The sequence below is a fragment of the Bifidobacterium sp. ESL0769 genome (assembly GCF_029395495.1).
Taxonomy (GTDB): Bacteria; Actinomycetota; Actinomycetes; order Actinomycetales; family Bifidobacteriaceae; genus Bifidobacterium.
The window spans coordinates 1,497,917-1,516,623 of sequence record NZ_CP113918.1 but is presented as its reverse complement, the minus strand read 5'-3'; the positions used below and the strand labels follow the sequence as shown (position 1 = coordinate 1,516,623).

Sequence of the window (18,707 nt, the reverse complement as noted above, 5' to 3'; positions counted from 1 at the left end):
TCTATCTGCTAAAAGACAATCCGCTTCATCATACCGGTTGCCCTCGTCGGCGAATGTTGCCGCGCCTGCCGTTTTCCGTGTGCGGTGATTCAATGGGGGCATGAGTGTTGAAGTCGAGCCTATGGATGAACTGCTGAAATTCCGCCAAATCGATGCGTATAGCAGCAGCCGTCATATTTCCGCTGTGCTGCCGGCTTTGAGCGCTGCCATCGGCCATCCGATGCCGACTTCTATCCATCCCGATCCCGAGGCGGCAAGGGTTGCGTTGGGCTTTCCGAAGGCTGATTCCGCGGTCGTCGTTTTGGTGGACGGCCTGGGCTTCTGGAACCTTGCCATGCGCGCAGGTCACGCCCCGTATCTGCGTGGTTTGATGAATAAAGAATGTAATGCAAAACCAATAGCGACCTGTATTCCCAGCACAACTCCGATTGTCATGGGTGCGTTCGGCACCGGCACCTGCCCAGGCATGACGGGCATGACCGGTTTCACCCAGCGAAATGCAGAAACAGGGGAGGTGTGCCAACTCATCAGTTTCGCCGGTGCACCCGATCCGGAGGACTTGCAACAGCAACCCACGATTTTCGAACGTCTTGTGGCAGACGGCGTGCGCGTCACCAGCGTGGGTCTGCCCAAATTCGCTCATTCGGCCCTCACCCGTGCCGCCTTGCGAGGCCCGGAATATAAGGGATCGCAACACGAAGAGCTCCGTGTGCGTGCCGCTATCAAAGCCGCCGCCAAACCGGGAATCACGTATTACTATATCGATGCCGTCGATAAGGCCGGGCATCACCATGGTCCATTCAGCGAGGAATGGGCAACGGCTTTGGAAAACACGGATGAGCAGTTGAAGTCGTTGAGACGTGGCCTGAAACCCGGCACCCTGATGGTGGTCGTCGCCGACCACGGCATGGTTGAGGTTGATTTTGACCATCAGATCGATATCGCAAATCGGGAGAATCTGACGCGCGATGTGGCGTTGGTTGCCGGTGAACCGCGTATGACCATGCTATATGCCGAACCGGGTGCGGATATTGATGCCATGGTCAAACGTTGGCGTGAGGAATTGGCCGATCGTGCGGAAGTTTTCACGCGCGGTGAGGCCATTGAACGCGGTCTATACGGCGATGTCGAAGCGCGTGTGAACCCGTTGCTCGGCGACGTCATCGTTTGTGCCAAAGGCAACGCCACGATTGTGGATTCACGTACCCAAAGTGAAGGGGCGATGGACCTTCTTGGCGTTCATGGCTCGCTCACGCATCTCGAGCGCGAAATTCCGTGCCTGATTGATGTGGCCTAACTCAAGCAGGTAAGATGCGTTTCACTGCCTCGATTACCCCCGATGAGACTGATACATCTGATTGAATATTGGGGATGTCGCTCTAATAAACGACTGACCAATGGTTCCGAAAATCACTCTCCGAAGAGGATTTCGTCCCAGCTGGGAACTGCGGAACGACCTGACCTACGTTTGTTGTGCTTGTGTTCGTCGTGATGTTGGCTTTCGTTCGTGCCTTTGCTGCTTTGCCGCTCATTGGCATTTCCGGCAGTGCCGGAACGATCATTACTTGTTCGTGCTTCGTCTCTGGACGCAGTGAATATCTGTGGCTGCGCCGCGGGTGTGCGGTCCGGCAGCGGCAACGACGACAGGGCGTCGACCGGCACAGTTGCCATGTCTGTGGAATCCGACATTGGCGAGTTTTCTGAAGTTGGCTGTGGGTTGAGAACCGGTGCGGGGTAAGGCAACGACACGTAGCCATCATCTGCCGAATCCTGTTGTCTGCCGCCTTGATAAGCCGAATCGTCGGTCGCATACGGTTTGGCTGTCTGCGATGGGCTCTCGTCCCGTTCCTGCATCGAGGCCACAGTGCTGGCAATTCGCGCAGAACGTACGGAGTTGCCGGGCAACGGTCGACTCGGCGCGAATTCTGAGCTGGTCATCGTCTCGTTTTTGTGTTCTTGCAGTGAAGCTTGTGCTGCGGAGGATGGCGTTTCCTCGGCGTTTTCCCAGGACTGGCCTGAATTTTCGCTTTGTGCACTGGCATTTTCCGCCCTGCTATCCGAGCGTTCGGACTGCCGCGTCGTGTCCCTTTCGCCGAGCAGTATCTGCGCCGCCGCGTTCTGACATTCGACGGTGTTATCGTGCATGTTCCAGGTCCACTCGGCGCGTATGCGATTGCGCTGGGTGCTGAATGTCGCCGTAATCATCCATGGCTCGCGCCCCCGGCGTGTCGCACCCCACTTGACCGATTCCATACCTATGCGAGCGGCTGCGAGTGTGCGTGCGATGAGCTCTTCGACGGAATGAACCTTGCTTCCTTTCGGTGCCGAAACCGCCAGAAACTGCTCGATGGCGTATTGTTTTTCCGTCTCTACGGCGGCCGAAAAACGTCGTACCAACGCTTGGCTCAGACCGTATTTCTCGGCTACTTTTTCGGGTTGAGCGCCAGCACGAATAAGTGCCTGAATGCTTGAAATCGGTAGGGTTTGTGCCAGTCCTGGGTTGCTCGCCTCATCGGCTTCGCTTAAGATCTGACGTGCCTCTAAGATGGCATGTTCCAGTGTGTCGTCCACCGGTATACGGAACCTCAATCCCTTCGAAACGAACACCAGCTCGCCATCCTCGTCGACATGGTCGAACCGAGCATCCGCAACTGAACTGATTGGCATGCGAGCACCACTTTCCTGGAACAATAAAACTACGAGAATTTTACTTTATTCCATTATGTCCCTCGTGTCGTACTTTACGAATTTCCGAAATCGTGTATCCTTTAGCCCGTAAAAGACATTTTGACACGGACGCCAGCGGTATAGGATACCGTGAACCAACAAAGAAAGGAATGCGAGATGGCCCAAGATTACGATTCCCCTCGTAACAAGGACGAGGATGAGGAATCCCTCCAGGCGTTGAGCAAGAGCAACCGGGATTCAGCCGAGGACATCGACGACGACGAGAACGCCATCGCCGAGGACTACGAGCTGCCCGGCGCGGACCTCAGTAATGAGGATTCATCGGTGACCGTCATCCCCATGCAGGGCGACGAGTTCATCTGCTCGGAGTGCTTCCTCGTCAAGCACCGCAGCCAGCTTGACCATATGGGTCCCAACGGCCCGGTCTGCAAGGAGTGCGCTGCCTGATGGCCTACGCCGAAAGCTATAACGAACCGGAAAACGTTGAAGTGCTCCTGAAGGCTGATGCCAATGGGAACGTGCCTGCCTTGCGTTACGCGCACGCGGGCGACGCCGGTGCCGATTTGACCACTACGCAGGATATCGAATTGAAGCCGTTCGAGCGCGCTTTGGTGCCGACGGGCGTTTCGATCGCGCTGCCCAACGGTTATGTAGGCCTTGTGCACCCCCGCTCCGGGTTGGCGGTGAAAATGGGGTTGACGGTTCTGAACGCACCGGGCACCATCGACGCCGGATATCGCGGCGAAATCAAAGTGCCGCTGATCAACCTTGACCCCGAGCATACGGCGGTTCTGCACGCGGGAGACCGCATCGCGCAGCTGGTCATCCAGCGCTACGTCGAGGCTCGTTTCGTTCCTGCGGCCACGCTGCCGGGCAGCGATCGGGCTGAACGCGGCTTTGGTTCCACCGGGATGGCGAGCAAATAGGAGCGGGCCGTCCTGCAATCAGATAGAATAAAGCCAATAAAGGTGATGGGAGCGGGCATGGGCGATACGGTTTCGGACAACAATTCGGCGAGGATTCTGGGCTGTGAGATTAGCACGGACCCGCTCGATCCGTTGCAGCCCATCGTGCGCGCCTGCCGTGCTCACCATCCCGATGCAGATCTTTCCATCCTTGAGCACGCCTACCGCAGAGCCGTCTGGCAGCACCGCAACCAACGCCGTCGTTCCGGTGAGCCTTACATCATTCATCCGTTGGCCGTGGCCCAGATTCTCGCCGATCTCGGCATGGGTTCGTTGGTGGTCGCCGCCGGTCTTTTGCATGACACTGTTGAGGATACGGATTACACGCTTGATCAATGCCGTGAGGAATTCGGTGACACCGTTACCGGTCTGGTTGATGGTGTCACCAAACTGACCCGAATGGAGGTCGGTGATTCGGCGCAGGCCGAGACCATCCGCAAGATGGTGGTCGCGATGAGCCGCGATGTACGTGTGCTCGTCGTCAAACTGGCCGACCGACTCCATAACGCCCGTACCTGGCGCTATGTCAAGCCTTCCAACGCCCAACGAAAGGCCCGCGAGACGCTCGATGTCTACGCGCCGCTTGCCAACCGGCTTGGTATGAATGCCATCAAGACGGAGCTCGAAGAACTGAGCTTCAAAGTCCTCTACCCGAAGATCTACAACGAAATCGTCGTGCTCGTCAACCGTCGCGCCGGGCAGCGTGATGTCTACTTGAAGCAAATCGTCAGCGAGATCAACGAGGACCTTGCCGACCAGCACATCAAGGCCACCGTCACCGGCCGGCCGAAGGACTACTTCTCGATCTATCAGAAGATGATCGTGCGCGGCCACGATTTCTCAAACATCTACGATTTGGTCGGTGTGCGTATCATTGTCGACACCATTCAGGACTGCTACGCGGTGCTCGGCGCCGTCCACGCCCGCTGGAGCCCGATTCCCGGCAGGTTCAAGGACTACATCGCCATGCCGAAGATGAACATGTACCAGAGCCTGCACACCACCGTTGTCGGCCCCGGCGGCAAGCCCGTCGAGATTCAGATTCGCACCTGGGACATGCACCGGCGCAGCGAATTCGGTATCGCCGCCCACTGGAAATATAAGGAAAACGGGCAGGCAGGGCGGAAGCTCAGCGAACCGGACAAGGGCGACCGCAAGCGCGAAAGCGAAGAGAACCAGGATCTCAGTGAGGCCGACAATCTCAAGTGGATTCAGCAGCTTGCCGACTGGACCAGCGAGACCCCGGATTCCGACGAATTCCTTGGTTCTTTGAAAGAGGACCTGGGCAGTGCCGAAGTCTACGTGTTTACGCCGAAGGGCAAGATCATCTCGCTGCCTGCTCATGCCACGCCGGTCGATTTCGCCTACGCGGTGCATACCGAGGTTGGCCACCGCACCATGGGCGCCCGCGTCAACGGCCGCCTCGTCCCGCTCGACACGGTGCTTGAAAGCGGCGATACCGTCGAGATTTTGACTTCCAAATCCGAGACCGCCGGCCCTTCACGCGACTGGCTGAGCTTCGTTAAAAGCCCAAAGGCACGCAACAAGATTCGCCAGTGGTTTAGCAAGGAACGCCGCAGCGAGGCCATCGACGAGGGCAAGGACGAGCTCACCCGTGCCATGCGCAAGCGTAGCCTGCCGGTCTCCAACCTCTTGACCCCGCAGGCGCTGGTCGGTGTGGCCGACGAGCTCAATTTCGACAACGCCGATGCCGTGTTCGCTGCCATCGGCGACGGCCAGGTCTCCACGCAAAATGTGATTTCACGTCTGGTCAAAGACGCCGGTCAGGACGAGGTCGAGGAAGACGTCGAGCAAGAGGCGTTGCCGCTCAAGCACGCCGAACGCCGCCGCGACACCAACAAACTCGGCATTTCCGTCAAAGGCGTGGAAGGCGTATGGGTCAAGCTGGCCCGCTGCTGCACCCCGGTTCCCGGCGACAAGATTCTCGGCTTCATCACCAAGAATGAGGGCGTCTCGGTGCATCGCGCCGACTGCCAGAACATGCTGAACCTGAAGAAGCAGCAGCCCGACCGCGTGGTCGAGGTCGCCTGGACCAGCGCCAAAGGCCTGTTCATGGTCAAGATTCAGGTGGAGGCGCTCGATCGTCCGCATCTGCTGAGCGATGTCACCCAAGTCCTTTCCGACCACGGTGTCAACATCATCAATGCCACTGTCGCCACCGGCTCCGACCGCGTGGCCACCAGCCAGTTCTCCTTCGAAATGGCCGATCCGCAGCATATGAATACGTTGTTGAGCGCCGTGCGCAAGATTGACGGCGTTTTCGACGTCTACCGCCTCACGGGTGCCAAGGATTCCGCCGTCCCACACATGCGCAAGATGTAGCCGCCTTGATTCCTGTGTTTTATGCTGAAAATGCTCTTGGCTGAGCAGACTAGGAATTTAAGCATAAAAAGCACGATATTTTGTGCTTAAAGTGCTGACGAATAGGACTGTAAGCATTTTAAGCACAAAAAGCGTGGGATTTTGCGCTTATATTCCTGTTGAACTCATAAGCCCCTTGCCGCTGATTGTGTACAGCGGCAAGGGGCTTATGAGTTTGTTATTATTTGGTCGAAAAGCTACTTCACGACTTCAACGGAGACGATGCCGGCTGGTTCCAACGGCATGTCGTTACCGTCTGTGGGCAGATTCTGCAAGCGGTCGACCACGGACTTACCCGCGTCATCCGCTACTTCGCCGAAGATGGTGTGGTGGCCGTTGAGCCACGGGGTCGGCACGGTGGTGATGAAGAATTGCGAGCCGTTGGTGCCGTGCGGCTGGCCGTCGCGTCCACGGCGCAGCCCGGCGTTGGCCATAGCGAGCTTGTAGGGCTGGTCGAAGTTGAGGTCATCGGCGAACTCGTCGTCGAATTCATAGCCCGGGCCGCCGGTGCCATTGCCAAGCGGGCAGCCGCCCTGGATCATGAAATCCTTGATGATGCGATGGAAGGTGAGCCCATCGTAGAAGGGCTTGTTCGACTTTTCTCCGGTGGCGGGGTTGGTCCACTCCTTTTCGCCGGTGGCAAGACCGATGAAGTTCTTGACGGTTTCCGGCGCTTTGTCGTCGAAGAGGTTCAGGACGATATCGCCCTCGGTGGTATGCATGATTACATTTGTCATGAAGAATATTTTCCCACTCTGTTAGGACGAGCAGCATCCGGCGGTCGTATACAGGGTGCTGCAAAACGTTGAATTTCTAACGGTTATTGTACTGGTTATAACGAATGTCAATAGGTTTTTCTGGCCGTCGCGTTGTGTCGAAAGCGTAAGAGCGGGTATGGTTACGGAAACGAATCCAATGAAACGGGGGAATAGATATGACGTCACCAAACGATCAGCAGAGTGCCGGAAACACGAACGGGAAAACGCCTTTGGACGATTTCCAAGGCCCGCAGGAACCGGTCAGGGTCAACCACACCGTCCGCAATGTCATCATCGCAGCCGTGGTCGTGGTACTGGTCGTCGTTCTCGCTTTCTTTGGTTATCGCGGATTCGCCGGCAAGAAAGCGAATGAAGCGAAAGGCAGCGAGTCCAATCCGGTCAAGATAGGCGTGGTTGGCGTCACCAGTCCTGAATGGCCGATTTTCAAGGCCGAGGCGCAGAAGCAGGGCATCTACGTCAAGTTGGTGGATTTCCAGGACTACACGTCTGAAAACCCGGCGCTCGATTCCGGAGATCTTGATTTGAACGAGTTCCAGCACATCCTTTACCTAGCCGATTACAACGTCAAGAACCACAAGGATCTGCAGCCGATCGGCGGTGTCGCGGTCTATCCGCTGGGCATCTATTCCAGCAAATACAAGGACGTCAAGGACATTCCGGCCGGCACCACCGTTCCCGTCCCGAATGACGAAACCAACCAGGCCCGTGCGCTGGGCGTGCTCAAATCCGCCAACCTCATCAAGCTCAAGCACCCGTGGACCGCGTTCACCACTCCGGCCGACATCGACACCGCCGCCTCGAAAGTGAAGGTGCTCCCGTTGAAGGCCGAGCAGGTCGCCAATTCGCTCAAGGACCCGCAGGTCTCCGCAGGCGTGATCAACAATGATTACGTCAAGGACGCCGGGCTCAAGGCCAATGACGCTATCTATCACGACAGCGCCGAGACCAAGGAGGCCAGGCCCTATATCAACATTTTCGTCGCGCGCAAGGCCGATGCCAACAATCCCACATATCTGAAGCTGGTGAAGATCTTCCACTCCAAGAAAGTCGCGGCCGGTATCATGAAGAAGTCGGACAACAGCGCGTCTTTGGCCGACAAATACAGCGCCGAGCAGCTGCAGGGCTTCCTGCGGGACGTTGAAAAAGATGCGAAGGCCAAAGACTGACGATTTCTTTTTGAAGGTTTCTCCGACCGGTTGACAGCTTGTGGCGTTTGTCCGCTGCCAATCGGTTCGGTATATACTCGGGCAGGAACTGTAGAGAGAAACGTCAGGTAAGAACGTTAAGCACTAACTTTAAGAAGCGAGGAATATGAGCGAGACAATCATCGAGCTCGACCACGTGGTCAAGGAATTCAAGTCGAAAGACAAAAAGAAGCCGATGCGCGCTGTCGACGACGTAACGCTGAGTATCAACAAAGGCGACGTCTTCGGCATCATCGGTTACTCCGGCGCGGGCAAATCGACGCTGGTGCGCATGATCAACGCCTTGGAACGCCCGACTTCCGGCTCGGTGCGCGTTTTGGGGCAGGACATCACCGGGCTGAACGAATCAGGCCTGCGGCCGCTGCGCCGCAAAATCGGCATGATCTTCCAGCAGTTCAACCTTTTCTCCACCAAAACCGTCGCGCAGAACATCGCCTACCCGCTGGTGCTCGACCATTGGCGCAAGGACTATCAGGAGCGTCGTGTCAATCAGCTCCTGAAATTCGTCGGGCTTGAGGAACATGCCAACAAATATCCCTCCCAGCTTTCCGGCGGCCAGAAGCAGCGCGTCGGCATCGCCCGGGCACTGGCCACCAACCCTGAGATCCTTTTGGCGGACGAGGCGACCAGTGCGCTCGACCCGGAGACAACTGGCGAGGTGCTCGACTTACTACAGCAGATCAACCAGCAGCTTGGCGTCACCATCGTGCTCATCACCCACCAGATGAACGTCGTGCAGAAGATCGCCAACCGTATCGCCGTGATGAGCGACGGCCGCGTGGTCGAGCGAGGCGATGCGTATAGTGTCTTCGCCGCTCCGAAACAGGAAATCACCAAGCGTTTCATCGCCACGGCCATTTCCGGTATTCCCGATCCCGAGCGTGTCGCTGACATGCACCGCCAGTGGTCCGGCCGCATCGTCACCGTGCTCATCCGGCAGAAAGACGCCCAAAACGAGCTGGATAATTTGGTCGTGCCATCCTCAGGTCAGAACATTTCGGGGCTTATCGCCAAATACGGGGTCTCCACCAGTCTGATTTACGGGGGCATCGATACCGTCGCCGGCTATGCAATCGGCGCCATGACCTACGAGTTGGCAGGGGAGCCGTCGGTCATCGATGGGTTCCTTGACGAATTGTCATACGACAGCGACGTGTTTGATTTCGGCACGGCGCAGTCTCCGGTGGATTATGATACGGCGGTTTCGACGCCGTTGGGTGGCCTGAAAGCGCACCCGGCAGAGGGCAGTGACACTGGCGGAGCTGGGAATGCTGATAACGCCGATAGCGTCAGTAACGCTGATAATGCAGATGGCCCCGATGCGGCTGAAGCAGTTGGTGCTAGCCTCGATAACGCTGCAGAGTCCGGGAAAGGGGAGAAAGCCTGATGAATACGTTTAATTTCGCGACCAGTTCGTTGGCGGCAAAGCCTATGGGAACCATCACGTTGGCGGCGGACCAGGATTGGTCGATCCTGAAGCCGATGCTCTTCCAATCCATCGCCCAGACACTGGAAATGGTGTTCGTCACCCTCGTCGTCGGCGGCATTCTGGGCTTGGTCCTAGGCGTCATTCTTTATGGCACCCGTCCGGGCAATCTTTTCGAGAATTCCGTGGTCTACCGCATCCTTGACATCATCGTCAACATCGTGCGGCCCATCCCGTTCATCATTTTCCTGGCGGCGATTCAGCCATTGACCATGAAGGTCGTTGGCACGTCGATCGGCACCGCTGCGGCGATTTTCCCGATGATCATCATGGCTACGTTCGCCACGTCAAGGCTCGTTGAGCAGAATCTGGTGCCGGTCGACAGGGGAGTGATCGAGGCGGCGCGTTCCATGGGCGCCTCTACTTTCACCATCATTCGTACAGTGCTCATCCCCGAGGCGCTCGGCCCGCTTATTCTGGCCTATGCGTTCCTGTTCATCTCGATCCTCGACATGTCGGCCATGGCCGGCTACATCGGCGGTGGCGGCCTTGGTAATTTCGCTATTTCCTATGGCTACCAGAAGTTCGATCCCGCCGTCACCTGGACGGCCGTAATCATCATGATCGTGCTGGTACAGGTCGTGCAGGCCATCGCCAACATGCTGGCCAAACGCATTCTCAAGCGTCAGAAGTAGCTAGGTAGATTCTGTCTCTTATGCAATGCATATAGCTGATGTAATGGAATCTGAAATGGCGACACCCGCTTTCTGCTTTCAACGGCAGGAAGCGGGCGTTTCCTTTTATTTCCAGCGTTTTGAGCCAAGCGATTCCCGAAATAGCGAGGTTCTTCCACGCGTCATAACGAATACGGATAATTGTTTTTGGTTTTTCGATATTTCCCGCTGTTTCAGCCGTGTATTCTTGCCCTCAAGACATAGCAATAATCATCAATAGGGGAAACATATGTCATCAACAAATCCCAATACGCAACCCGATTCCAATCTGAACCCATTGTCCGCCGGCCTGGGCCCGGAGGAGCCGGTACGTGTCAATCACACTAAACGCAACGTCGTCATCGCGGCCATCATCATCGTGCTGGTAGCAGCCCTCGCTTTCTTCGGTTACCGTGGTTATGCCGCCAAGCAGGCAAGCGCGGCGAAAGGAACTCCCAGCAATCCGGTCAAGATCGGCGTGGTCGGTGTCACCAATCCCGACTGGGTCGTTTTCAAGCAACAGGCGCAGAAGCTCGGCATCTCCGTCCAGTTGGTCGATTTCCAGGATTACACCTCCGAGGATCCGGCAGTGGATTCCGGCAGTCTCGACATGAACGAATCGCAGCACATCCTGCTGCTCGCCAACTACAACGTCAAGAACCACAAGGACCTGCAGCCCATCGGCGCCACAGGCGTTTTCCCGCTGGGCATGTATTCCACCAAATACAAGGATGTCTCGCAGATTCCGGCCGGAGCCAGCATCCCCGTACCCAACGACGAGACGAACCTTTCCCGCGCCCTGGGTGTGCTCGATCAGGCCAAGCTCATCAAGCTCAAGCACCCGTGGACCCCGTTCACCTCGCAGGCCGACCTTGACGAAGCCAATTCCAGGGTCAAGGTCGTGCCGGTCAAGGGCGCCCAGGTGCCCAAGTCGTTGAACGATTCGGATGTCGCCGCCGGCATCATGAACAACGATTTCGTCGCCGACGCCGGGCTCAAGCCCTCCGAGTCGATTTTCCGCGATGACCCACACAGCAACCACGCTCGCCCCTACATTAACGTCTTCATCGTCAAGAAAGCGGATATCAACAATCCGCTCTATCTGAAGCTCGCCGGCATTTCCCACACCAAGGAGTTCAAGGCGGCGTTGCAGCAGAAATCGAAGGGCACCTGCGTTTTTGCCGACCATTACAGCGGCTCGCAGCTGCGCGGGTTCTTAAGCGACGTCGAAAGCGACATGCGCAAGTTGCAAAGCGCATGAGGTGTGGGCCTCGGAGCGCATATGTAAAGCACGGCTTACGTTTCGTAATAAAATAACCGCTTGGTATTCTTAAAAGGGAACAGATAAGAAAGAGTATTACATTATGACAGAGCAACTGGAGATTTCCGACGATCTGATCGCAATCAGGCATCATCTTCATCAATATCCCGAACTTGGCTTCAAGGAATATGAGACGACCAAATTCCTGCGTGACCAGTTGGCCTCGCATGGCATCGAGGTCTTGGACACTTCGCTCGAGACCGGATTGGTGGCCGAGATCAAGGGCGAGCAGCCTGGCCCGCGAGTCGTGGTCCGCGCAGATATCGACGGCTTGCCCATCCATGAGCAGTCCGGCCTGCCCTTCAGCTCCAAGAATCCCGGTGTGATGCATGGCTGCGGACACGACATCCACATGACCGGCTTGCTCGCCGCCGCTTTCTGGTTGGCGGAACACCGTGACCGTATCAAGGGCACCGCTGTCATCCTCTTCCAGCCCGCCGAAGAGACCGGCCACGGCGCACGCCATGTCATCGAAACCGGCGCTCTGGGCAAGGTCGATGCGCTCATCGGCACGCACAACACCCCCGATCACAAGCCCGGCGAGATTGCGGTGAGCAAGGACCCAATGATGGCCGGATGCGTGAGCTTCGGCGTCACCTTCCACGCAGAAGGTACCCATGCCGGGAAACCACATCGTGGCACCGGCCCCATCGAGGCACTGGCTTCCACAATCCTTTCGCTGCAGACTATCGTCAGCCGCAACATCGACCCGTTGCGCCCTGTGGTGCTTTCCATCACCGAGGTGCACGGCGGCGACGTGTGGAACGTCATTCCCGATACCGCCGGATTCCTCGGCACCGTCCGCTATTTCTACAAGGACGACCACGATCGGGTCACCCGTCGTTTCCGCGAGATCGTCGAATCAACGGCAGCGGCCTACGATATCACCGCCGACATCAAGTGGGACGAGCTCGCGGTTCCGCTGGTCAGTGATGCAACATTGATTGGCCCCGTGGCCGATGATCTGCCGAGCTACGCCACCTCCGTCCCGGTCATCACATCCATGGGTGGCGAGGACTTCGCGGACTTCCAACAACTGGGACCGCTGGTCTTCGGCTCCATCGGTTCCAACGGCCAGCCTGGCCACCACGGCATCCACAGTCCTGAATTCGTGGCTTTGGACGAAGCCATCAAACCCACGGCGGAATTTATGGTCAACGCCTTGCTTCGCGTGGAAAGCGAACTCGCCTGAGTTTTCGCGTTCCGTCCGTCAGTTGTGCTGATGCCGCCCCTGCCTTTCGAGGTCGGGGCGACATCGTTACAACCAATGTTTGATGACTTATTTTCCAATCTGCGTTTTATGCTGATGTGTGGTCAAAAAGACATTCGTAAAGCCGTATTGTTTTCGGGCGTTTACCAAAAGCGACAGGTGAACGGATATGATGAAGACATGACTCAACTACGTTTCGCTTTGGCCCAGATCGACACCTGCGTGGGCGACCTCAACGGCAATGCCGCCACCGTCCTGCAATTCGCGCGCATGGCCGCGCTCAACAAGGCCCAAGTCGTGGTCTTCCCGGAAATGACCCTGACAGGCTATCCGATCGAGGATCTTGCTTTCCGTGGCACCTTCCGCAAGGCTGCCGCGCACAAGGCTGACGAGCTGGCGCAAACACTCGAAAAAGAAGGCCTCGGCAACCTTTACGTGGTAGTCGGCACGGTGGGAACTTCTTCGGCCGCCGATGTCGACGGCAAACCCACCAACCGCTTGGTGGTGCTGCATTCCGGTTCGGTCTGGTCGACTTACGACAAGCATTTCCTGCCCAATTACGGCGTATTCGACGAATTCCGTATCTTCGAGTCCGGCCAGCATTCCGTGATTCTCGATATCGACGGGGTCAAGGTCGGCGTGGCCATCTGCGAAGACATCTGGCAGGACGGCGGCCCAGTAACCGAGCTGGCTAGCCAAGGTATCGACATGTTGCTGACGATCAACGGCTCTCCGTATGAAGAAGGCAAGACTCATACGCGGCTTGATCTGGCCGTTCGGCGTGCGCACGAGGTTGACGCCCCGCTCATTTACCTGAACCAGGTCGGCGGGCAGGATGATCTGATCTTCGACGGCGGCAGTTTCGTGGTCGATGCCGACGGTACCCTTGTCGAGCGCTCGCCGATGTTCGTGGAAAATCTGAGCTATTTCGATTTCGATTCAGCGGCTGTGTATCAAGAAGTCGGCACCCTTGCCGCGCTGCGTGACCCTGATGAGGAAGTCTACACGGCCTGTGTTCTGGGGCTCAAGGACTACATGGCCAAGAACCACTTCACCGGCGTCGTGCTCGGCCTTTCCGGTGGCATCGATTCGGCGCTGGTGGCTGCGATGGCCGCGGACGCCGTGGGCGGCGAGAATGTACAGGGCGTCTCCATGCCGAGCATGTATTCCTCCGACGGTTCCAAAGACGATGCCGCCGATTTGGCCAAAAATATCGGTGCTCACTACGACATCCAGCCCATCGAACCGTTGTTCAAGGCCTTCCAGACCCAGCTTGATTTGAAGGGCATCGCTGCCGAGAATCTGCAGGCGCGTATCCGTGGCGTCATCGTGATGGCCTATTCCAATTCCAAGAACCTGCTGGCGCTCGCCACCGGCAACAAGTCCGAGCTGGCCTGCGGCTACTCCACTATCTATGGCGATGCGGTGGGTGGCTACGCCCCAATCAAGGACCTCTTGAAGACCCGCGTCTGGGAGCTTTCACGCTGGCGCAACCGTGCGGCCGCGGCAGGCGTCGGTGTCGGTGGCTTGAGAATCGTCGGCAACGAAAACGGGGGAGCGGGAGTGCCGCTCAAAGACGGCGTGATGATTCCTGTCGCCAGCATTGAAAAAGCTCCGAGTGCCGAGCTGCGTCCCGGCCAGAAGGACTCCGATTCGTTGCCAGAATACGTGCTCCTGGATAAGGTCCTTGCGGCCTACATCGAAAAGGCCCACGGTCGCGTCGATTTGCTCAAGGATGGCTTCGACGAGAAGACGGTGGATACGGTGATGCGCCTGGTCGACCGCGCCGAATGGAAGCGCCGCCAGTACCCGCTCGGCCCGAAGGTGACTTCGCTGGCGTTCGGTCGTGACCGTCGATTGCCGGTCACCAGTGCCTTCCGCGAGTAGACTCAACGCCTCAAATGCAACGCTAAACGCACTTCTTTGCGGACACAGAAATATGGTCATTGAAAAGCAGTCAACTGATATGACGCAAATACGATGACATGCCGATGAAATGAATGAAGAAGTGGTTAGCTTGCATTTGGTAGTGTGAATTGATTAGTATTTTGCTTTGGGCGAAGAAGTCTAATGGGGACCGTCGGCCCGTGAAGAAGAAAGATACTACTATGAGCAATCCGATGCCGCAGCCAAACGTTCCGCTTCCCCCGTTTCCCCAATCTTCGGGTTTACCCGCCGGTAATGTTCCCACGCCGGATTCGCAGCCAGGTACGGTGCCGATGCCGCAGCCGGTGGCCGTGCCGCAACCTGCATCGCAGAATCCTCCGATCGACCCGACGGTCCAGCAGTATCAGCCCGGCTACAACACCATTCCGGTCCAGACCAGCGCCGCACCGGTAGGTCAGCTCTATACGCAACGTAGTCTGGTCAAGTGGATTCTTCTCGGCATCATTACGTTGGGCATCTATAACATCGTCATCATGACCGGCGCCACGGATTCGCTCAACACCATCGCCAGCCGTTATGACGGCAAGAAAACCATGCACTACTGCTTGCTCTATTTCCTGATAGCTCCGATAACGTTGGGTATCGCCTCGCTTGTCTGGTATCACAAGATGAGCAACAGGGTCGGCGATGAGCTCGTGCGCCGGGGCTACGAGCGTTCCGTATCGGCCACCACATATTGGCTGTTTTGCGCGCTTCCTATGTTTCTGGCCCCATGGTTCTTGATTGCAGCGTTCTTCATCGCGCCTTTCGGTATCGCCTCGGTGGCTTGCTCGGCTTTGGAATTGGTGTATTACTATAAGTACCTTGATGCGATGAACACGCTCTGTGCTGATTACAACAGGCGTGGCTGAGCCGATGTACTACGCCCTCGGGTGAGCCGAACGCGATACGAAAGTATCTGGGTTAAGGTTTAAAAGGCTCACATAGACAGATGAAGGGGAATCGCGATGGCAGATAATACGCAAAATGCGAATGATGACGAAAATAAGCAATGGTATTTCAATACCGCCACCGGCAAGCCTGAACTGGGCAAGCTTTCGCCGGTCAGCCAGCGTAGCGGCCCTTACAAGTCCCGCAAGGACGCCGAGGACGCTTGGAAGATCGTCAAGGAACGCAACCTGATTTGGGATGAGCAGAACCGTAAGTGGAACGCCTGGGACAATGATTCCGGCTCCGAGGAGGGGCAGCAAAATCAAGAGTCTTGATTGAAGGTTTTCATTTTGAACAAAGAGACGGGTCGATAGGCAAATCAAATCCCATTGTCCCGTTTCTTTTGTCTGAAATGAAAATGTGATGTACGTCACATTATTTTCGAGTACTGCTTAGTCAAATTCATGAAAAGCCAAAAATCGCGAAATCGTTCGAATGATTGGATTTTCGGAATTTCTGCATTTCTCGGGAAACCGGCAAAAAGCTCGAAATAGTAAAAAAGTGATGTAGGTCACACTATTTTGGGCCTCACTGTGACGAAGACCACTCTACAATGGTTAATGAACGCAACGTGAAGATGCGTTGCTCCACTAATAAGGAGTGCTAAATGACCGCAGTAGATCAGACTGCTCTCTCTCAAGAAGAGCTCCAAGCAAAGGCTTGGGATGGCTTCGTCGGAGGGAATTGGCAAAAGGAAATCGATGTTCGCGATTTCATTCAGAAGAACTATACGCCGTATGACGGCGACGAGTCCTTCCTTGCCAAGGCGACCCCCAAGACGAAGGAAATGTGGGAGTATCTCGACAACAACCAACTTGCCGTAGAGCGCAAGCAGCGTGTGTATGACGTCGATACCCACACTCCGGCCGGCATCGACAACTTCGGCCCCGGTTACATCATGGACAAGGAACACGATAACGTGATCGTCGGCCTGCAAACCGACGAGCCCTGCAAGCGTGCCATGATGCCGAACGGCGGCTGGCGTATGGTCGAGCAGGCCATTCAGGAGGCCGGTAAAGAGGTTGATCCCAATATCAAGACCATCTTTACCAAGTATCGCAAGACTCACAACGACGGTGTCTTCGGCGTCTACACCAAGCAGATCAAGCTTGCTCGCCACAACAAGATTCTCACCGGTCTGCCTGATGCTTACGGCCGTGGCCGCATCATCGGTGACTATCGTCGTGTCGCCCTTTATGGCGTCAACTATCTGATTGCCCAGAAGAAGATCGACAAGGATTCGATTCCTTATCGCAACGACTTCACCGAAGCCGAGATCGAGCATTGGATTCGCTTCCGCGAAGAGCACGCTGACCAGATCAAGGCTCTGAAGGAACTCATCGCCCTCGGCAATGAGTATGGCCTCGACCTCTCTCGTCCGGCGCAGACCGCTCAGGAAGCCGTGCAGTGGACCTACATGGGATACCTCGCTTCTGTCAAGAGCCAGGATGGCGCGGCCATGAGCTTCGGCCGTAACTCCGCCTTCTTCGATTGCTACTTCGAGCGCGACCTGAAGAGCGGCAAGATCACTGAGACCGATGCTCAGGAGATCATCGACCAGATCGTTATGAAGCTGCGTATCGTCCGCTTCCTGCGTACGAAGGATTACGACAACATCTTCTCCGGCGATCCGTACTGGGCCACTTGGTCCGATGCAGGCTTCGCCGACGATGGACGCCACATGGTCACCAAGACCTCGTTCCGTCTGCTCGCCACCCTGACCATGGATCACCTTGGACCAGGGCCGGAACCAAACATCACGATCTTCTGGGATTCCAAGCTGCCTGAAGGCTACAAGCGCTTCTGCGCCCGTATCTCCATCGACACCTCGGCCATCCAGTATGAGTCCGATCGCGACATCCGCAACCACTGGGGCGACGATGCAGCCATCGCTTGCTGCGTCTCCCCGATGCGTGTTGGCAAGCAGATGCAGTTCTTCGGTGCTCGCGTGAACTCCGCTAAGGCTCTGCTTTACGCGATCAACGGCGGCCGCGACGAGATGACCGGTATGCAGGTCATCGACAAGGGCGTCATCGATCCGATCAAGCCCGAAGCCGACGGCACCCTTGACTATCAGAAGGTCAAGGACAACTACGAGAAGGCCCTTGAGTGGCTCTCCGAGACCTACGTCGAAGCGCTGAACATCATTCATTACATGCATGACAAGTATGCGTATGAGTCCATTGAGATGGCTCTGCACGACAAGGAAGTCTACCGCACCCTCGGCTGCGGCATGTCTGGTCTGTCGATTGCTGCCGATTCGCTCTCCGCTTTGAAGTATGCAAAGGTCTATCCTATCTACAACAAGGATGCGAAGAACCTCGAAGGCCATGAGAACGAGTATGTCGAAGGTGCTGACGACGACCTGGTGGTCGGCTATCGCACGGTCGGTGACTTCCCGATCTATGGCAACGACGACGATCGTGCCGATGATCTCGCCAAGTGGACCGTTTCCACGGTTATGGATCAGATCAAGGCTCTGCCGGTCTACCGCAACGCGGTTCCGACTCAGTCCATCCTGACCATCACCTCCAACGTGGTCTACGGCAAGGCGACCGGTTCCTTCCCGAGCGGACACAAGAAGGGCACTCCGTATGCTCCTGGTGCCAACCCGGAGAACGGCATGGATTCGCACGGCATGCTGCCGTCCATGTTCTCGGTCGGCAAGATCAACTACAACGACGCGCTGGATGGCATTTCGTTGACCAACACGATTACCCCTGACGGCCTCGGCCGTGACGAGGAAGAGCGCGTTACCAATTTGGTCGGTATCCTTGATTCTGGCAATGGCCACGGCCTCTATCACGCCAACATCAACGTGCTGCGCAAGGAGCAGCTTGAGGACGCCGTCGCGCATCCTGAGAAGTATCCGCACCTCACCGTGCGTGTCTCGGGCTATGCCGTGAACTTCGTCAAGCTCACCCGCGAGCAGCAGCTCGATATCATTTCGCGTACGTTCCATCAGGGTGCTGTCACTGAGTGATAGTTTGCCTTTAAACAACGTGGTGAACAATTGATTTTGAAGGGACGGGGCGTCAGTTCCGTCCCTTCAATCATGTTTCGCGGGCATGGAAACCGTCCCAAGTGGATAGGAATAATCGGTTTTCACTTGCGGAATATTCGTTGTATGCATTGCGCTTG

At 56.6% G+C, this 18,707-nt stretch carries 15 protein-coding genes; 13 read left to right on the top strand and 2 right to left on the bottom strand.

Translation table 11 applies throughout. The annotated features are described in order from the left end of the window. The first annotated feature begins 100 nt into the window (after positions 1–100). Complete coding sequence (locus OZX72_RS06125; RefSeq protein WP_277157797.1) at positions 101–1,297, top strand: nucleotide pyrophosphatase/phosphodiesterase family protein; 1,197 nt, start codon at positions 101–103, stop codon at positions 1,295–1,297. A 113-nt stretch (positions 1,298–1,410) separates the two neighbouring features. Here OZX72_RS06125 and sepH read toward each other — a convergent pair whose 3' ends face one another. Then, positions 1,411–2,667, bottom strand: a complete 1,257-nt coding sequence (gene sepH / locus OZX72_RS06120; RefSeq protein WP_277157795.1) for a septation protein SepH — start codon at positions 2,665–2,667, stop codon at positions 1,411–1,413. A gap of 177 nt (positions 2,668–2,844) precedes the next feature. Between sepH and OZX72_RS06115 the strand changes: the two genes are divergently transcribed. The 3 genes from OZX72_RS06115 to OZX72_RS06105 are packed head-to-tail and all read left to right on the top strand — an operon-like array spanning position 2,845 to position 5,996. Beyond that, entirely contained in the window at positions 2,845–3,135 is a 291-nt protein-coding gene (locus OZX72_RS06115) for a DUF4193 domain-containing protein (RefSeq protein WP_277151701.1), read from the top strand. Beyond that, a complete protein-coding gene (dut, locus tag OZX72_RS06110) occupies positions 3,135–3,614 on the top strand; it encodes a dUTP diphosphatase (RefSeq protein WP_277157794.1) in 480 nt (159 codons plus the stop codon). The genes OZX72_RS06115 and dut overlap by 1 nt, the downstream gene beginning before the upstream one ends. Positions 3,615–3,671: 57 nt before the next feature. Beyond that, complete coding sequence (locus OZX72_RS06105; protein WP_277157793.1) at positions 3,672–5,996, top strand: bifunctional (p)ppGpp synthetase/guanosine-3',5'-bis(diphosphate) 3'-pyrophosphohydrolase; 2,325 nt, start codon at positions 3,672–3,674, stop codon at positions 5,994–5,996. A gap of 236 nt (positions 5,997–6,232) precedes the next feature. Here OZX72_RS06105 and OZX72_RS06100 read toward each other — a convergent pair whose 3' ends face one another. Beyond that, positions 6,233–6,772 carry a peptidylprolyl isomerase gene (locus OZX72_RS06100; protein WP_277157792.1) on the bottom strand — a complete coding sequence of 180 codons (540 nt, stop codon included), beginning with the start codon at positions 6,770–6,772 and terminating at the stop codon, positions 6,233–6,235. A gap of 197 nt (positions 6,773–6,969) precedes the next feature. On the opposite strand from OZX72_RS06100, the gene OZX72_RS06095 reads away from it, so the two are divergent. The 9 genes from OZX72_RS06095 (at position 6,970) to pflB (ending at position 18,549) form a co-directional block, all read left to right on the top strand. Continuing rightward, complete coding sequence (locus OZX72_RS06095; protein WP_277157791.1) at positions 6,970–7,980, top strand: MetQ/NlpA family ABC transporter substrate-binding protein; 1,011 nt, start codon at positions 6,970–6,972, stop codon at positions 7,978–7,980. Between the two features lie 145 nt (positions 7,981–8,125). Next, positions 8,126–9,406, top strand: coding sequence for a methionine ABC transporter ATP-binding protein (locus OZX72_RS06090; protein ID WP_277157790.1), 1,281 nt, complete (start codon positions 8,126–8,128; stop codon positions 9,404–9,406). A 44-nt stretch (positions 9,407–9,450) separates the two neighbouring features. After that, entirely contained in the window at positions 9,451–10,140 is a 690-nt protein-coding gene (locus tag OZX72_RS06085) for a methionine ABC transporter permease (RefSeq protein ID WP_277159386.1), read from the top strand. Positions 10,141–10,408: 268 nt separating this feature from the next. Next, the gene (locus OZX72_RS06080; protein ID WP_277157788.1) at positions 10,409–11,419 is read left to right on the top strand and encodes a MetQ/NlpA family ABC transporter substrate-binding protein; all 1,011 of its coding nucleotides are present in this window, start codon (positions 10,409–10,411) and stop codon (positions 11,417–11,419) included. 103 nt (positions 11,420–11,522) lie between these two features. After that, on the top strand, positions 11,523–12,671 hold the full coding sequence (locus OZX72_RS06075) for an amidohydrolase (RefSeq protein ID WP_277157787.1): 1,149 nt from the start codon (positions 11,523–11,525) through the stop codon (positions 12,669–12,671). A gap of 198 nt (positions 12,672–12,869) precedes the next feature. Then, positions 12,870–14,576, top strand: a complete 1,707-nt coding sequence (locus OZX72_RS06070) for an NAD+ synthase (protein WP_277157786.1) — start codon at positions 12,870–12,872, stop codon at positions 14,574–14,576. Between the two features lie 200 nt (positions 14,577–14,776). After that, positions 14,777–15,487: a DUF4234 domain-containing protein gene (locus tag OZX72_RS06065; protein ID WP_277157785.1), complete on the top strand. Its 711-nt coding sequence runs from the start codon at positions 14,777–14,779 to the stop codon at positions 15,485–15,487. A 96-nt stretch (positions 15,488–15,583) separates the two neighbouring features. After that, complete coding sequence (locus OZX72_RS06060) at positions 15,584–15,841, top strand: hypothetical protein (protein WP_277157784.1); 258 nt, start codon at positions 15,584–15,586, stop codon at positions 15,839–15,841. 332 nt (positions 15,842–16,173) lie between these two features. Further along, on the top strand, positions 16,174–18,549 hold the full coding sequence (pflB, locus tag OZX72_RS06055; RefSeq protein WP_277157783.1) for a formate C-acetyltransferase: 2,376 nt from the start codon (positions 16,174–16,176) through the stop codon (positions 18,547–18,549). Positions 18,550–18,707: the final 158 nt, after the last annotated feature.

What these genes read in the sequence shown, in the direction of transcription:
- OZX72_RS06115 (WP_277151701.1), top strand. Translation starts at nt 2,845, where the DNA reads ATGGCCCAAGATTACGATTCCCCTCGTAACAAGGACGAGGATGAGGAA.
- sepH (WP_277157795.1), bottom strand. Translation starts at nt 2,667, where the DNA reads ATGCCAATCAGTTCAGTTGCGGATGCTCGGTTCGACCATGTCGACGAG.
- dut (WP_277157794.1), top strand. Translation starts at nt 3,135, where the DNA reads ATGGCCTACGCCGAAAGCTATAACGAACCGGAAAACGTTGAAGTGCTC.
- OZX72_RS06070 (WP_277157786.1), top strand. Translation starts at nt 12,870, where the DNA reads ATGACTCAACTACGTTTCGCTTTGGCCCAGATCGACACCTGCGTGGGC.
- OZX72_RS06090 (WP_277157790.1), top strand. Translation starts at nt 8,126, where the DNA reads ATGAGCGAGACAATCATCGAGCTCGACCACGTGGTCAAGGAATTCAAG.
- OZX72_RS06060 (WP_277157784.1), top strand. Translation starts at nt 15,584, where the DNA reads ATGGCAGATAATACGCAAAATGCGAATGATGACGAAAATAAGCAATGG.
- OZX72_RS06105 (WP_277157793.1), top strand. Translation starts at nt 3,672, where the DNA reads ATGGGCGATACGGTTTCGGACAACAATTCGGCGAGGATTCTGGGCTGT.
- OZX72_RS06095 (WP_277157791.1), top strand. Translation starts at nt 6,970, where the DNA reads ATGACGTCACCAAACGATCAGCAGAGTGCCGGAAACACGAACGGGAAA.
- OZX72_RS06100 (WP_277157792.1), bottom strand. Translation starts at nt 6,772, where the DNA reads ATGACAAATGTAATCATGCATACCACCGAGGGCGATATCGTCCTGAAC.
- OZX72_RS06075 (WP_277157787.1), top strand. Translation starts at nt 11,523, where the DNA reads ATGACAGAGCAACTGGAGATTTCCGACGATCTGATCGCAATCAGGCAT.
- pflB (WP_277157783.1), top strand. Translation starts at nt 16,174, where the DNA reads ATGACCGCAGTAGATCAGACTGCTCTCTCTCAAGAAGAGCTCCAAGCA.
- OZX72_RS06085 (WP_277159386.1), top strand. Translation starts at nt 9,451, where the DNA reads ATGGGAACCATCACGTTGGCGGCGGACCAGGATTGGTCGATCCTGAAG.
- OZX72_RS06080 (WP_277157788.1), top strand. Translation starts at nt 10,409, where the DNA reads ATGTCATCAACAAATCCCAATACGCAACCCGATTCCAATCTGAACCCA.
- OZX72_RS06125 (WP_277157797.1), top strand. Translation starts at nt 101, where the DNA reads ATGAGTGTTGAAGTCGAGCCTATGGATGAACTGCTGAAATTCCGCCAA.